The sequence below is a fragment of the Aliivibrio sp. S10_S31 genome (genome assembly GCF_014694495.1).
GTDB classification, from domain to species: domain Bacteria; phylum Pseudomonadota; class Gammaproteobacteria; order Enterobacterales; family Vibrionaceae; genus Aliivibrio; species Aliivibrio fischeri.
Genome location: NZ_JAAUWR010000050.1, coordinates 1 through 2,398, shown reverse-complemented (window position 1 = coordinate 2,398; position 2,398 = coordinate 1). Strand labels below are relative to the sequence as shown.

General features: G+C 41.0%; 2 protein-coding genes. One reads left to right on the top strand and one right to left on the bottom strand.

Features of this window, described 5'->3' with window-relative positions; all coding sequences use genetic code 11:
• Positions 1 to 324 precede the first annotated feature (324 nt).
• Positions 325 to 1,341, bottom strand: coding sequence for a porphobilinogen synthase (gene hemB, locus HC728_RS19380; RefSeq protein ID WP_065595621.1), 1,017 nt, complete (start codon positions 1,339 to 1,341; stop codon positions 325 to 327).
• A 151-nt stretch (positions 1,342 to 1,492) separates the two neighbouring features.
• Between hemB and HC728_RS19375 the strand changes: the two genes are divergently transcribed.
• Complete coding sequence (locus tag HC728_RS19375; RefSeq protein ID WP_017018915.1) at positions 1,493 to 2,254, top strand: TatD family hydrolase; 762 nt, start codon at positions 1,493 to 1,495, stop codon at positions 2,252 to 2,254.
• Positions 2,255 to 2,398: the final 144 nt, after the last annotated feature.

Genomic DNA, 2,398 nt, shown 5'->3' with positions numbered 1-2,398 from the left:
AGTCTAATGACTGTTGAACTGCGTTTCTTTTGAACTCATTAGAAAACTTTCGTTGTGATTTGATTTTCATGTCACTCAATCCTCGTGATCGAGTGTCCACTTTATTGGGGTCAAATCAGGTTTCAGGAAAAATAAAAGCATGATGATTAACTAAAATCATCATGCTTTTTTATTTCTTAGACAAAAGTTAACAGCACTTAATTCTGCTCTTATCGTTTCTAGTTAGCGCAGCGCATAGTCTCTAGTTAACACCAAAGCTCACCACATTTCCCCTGAAACCTTTAAGCGAAGCGATCTGAACCCTGCTTTTTCTCGTCCCTGCTCTTACTTCTTATCTTCCGCCAACCACTCTGCTACATCTTTCGCAAAGTAAGTTAGGATGCCGTCAGCACCAGCACGCTTAAAGCACAGTAACGATTCCATCACAGTATCGCGTTCACTCAGCCAACCATTCATGATAGCGGCTTTATGCATCGCATACTCACCAGATACTTGGTAAGCAAACGTCGGAACTTGAAGTTCAGTCTTAACACGACGAACAATGTCCAGATACGGCATACCTGGTTTCACCATCACCATATCCGCACCTTCGTTGATGTCCATAGCAACTTCATGAATTGCTTCATCACTGTTTGCAGGATCCATCTGGTAATTCTTTTTATTACCACCTTTTAGGTTAGATGAAGAACCCACTGCATCACGGAAAGGACCGTAATAACAAGACGCATATTTTGCAGAGTACGCCATAATTTGTGTATGAACGTGACCTGCTTTTTCTAGCGCTTTACGGATCTCACCAATACGGCCGTCCATCATGTCAGACGGAGCCACCACATCAGCACCCGCTTCTGCGTGCGATAACGCCTGCTTAATCAGAACTTCAGTTGTCACGTCATTCATTACGTAACCATCTTCATCGATGATGCCGTCTTGGCCATGAGTTGTGAATGGGTCTAAAGCCACATCAGTAATCACACCAAGCTCTGGAACATGTTCCTTTAGGGCTTTAACTGTACGTTGAACTAGACCTTCAGGGTTATAAGCTTCAGCAGCACATAGACTTTTAACGTCTTGAGAAACCACAGGGAAAAGTGCAATCGCAGGAATTCCTAAATCATAAAGACGTTGCGCTTCTTCAAGCAGTAAATCGATAGATAAACGCTCAACACCCGGCATAGACTCAACAGACTCACGACGATCTTTACCCATAAGAACAAACATTGGATAAATCAAATCATTTACTGTTAGTTGGTTTTCAGCCATTAGTCGGCGGCTAAATTCATGTTTACGCATACGGCGCATGCGGCGGTTTGGAAACGCACCAAGAATGGATACAGACACACTGTGCTCCTTTTTGTATTTATGATGCTTTCCAATATATACCTATCGAGTGGCTAATCGTAGTCTTTCAAGTGACTTTTTCGTATAGATCTGATTTTTACTTTGAACTTGGTATGATAGAAGCCATTATTTTTTGTTTTAGGGTTTCACTATGATAGATACTCACGCTCATATTTATGCAAAAGAATTTGATGAAGATAGAGATGCTGTTGTTCAGCGCGCACTAGAACAAGGTATTAGCAAAATTCTACTACCTAACATCGATTTAGAATCTATCGAACCAATGCTCAAAACCGAAGCAGCTTATCCTGATGTTTGTCATTCAATGATGGGATTACACCCTTGTTATGTGAACGCTGATGTAAAAGAGAGCTTAGCAATCATTCACTCATGGTTTGAAAAGCATAATTTCATTGCGGTAGGTGAAATAGGTATTGACCTATACTGGGACAAAACCTTTAAAGCAGAACAAGAGATGGCATTTATTACCCAATTAAATTGGGCAAAAGAGATGAAACTACCGGTAGTAATCCACACTCGTGATTCTATTGAAGAAACATTAAGCTTATTAAAAAAAGAACAAGACGGTTCATTATCAGGTGTTTTCCACTGCTTTGGTGGCTCAGTTGATGAAGCAAAAGCCATTAATGATTTAGGGTTCCATTTAGGCCTTGGTGGTGTGTCTACTTTTAAAAATGGCGGGATGGATAAGATTATTCCTCACCTCGATATGGATTATGTAATCCTAGAAACCGATTGTCCTTATTTAGCACCAGTACCACATCGTGGTAAGCGTAATGAGCCAGCCTATACTCAGTTAGTTGCTCAGCGTGTAGCAGATTTACGTGAAATGAGTTTAGCTGATGTGGATGCGATTACGACGGCGAATGCGATGAAGTTATTTGGGATTTAAGAGATAGCTTCGCTTGAAGGTTTCAGGTTTCAGGTTTCAGGTTTCAGGTTTCAGGTTGATATGACCCCTTAAAAGTAGACACGGGGTTTTAGTTACTTAACTCAAAATCTATGGGGCTCTTTCCTCCTAGAGTCCCATGCCTTC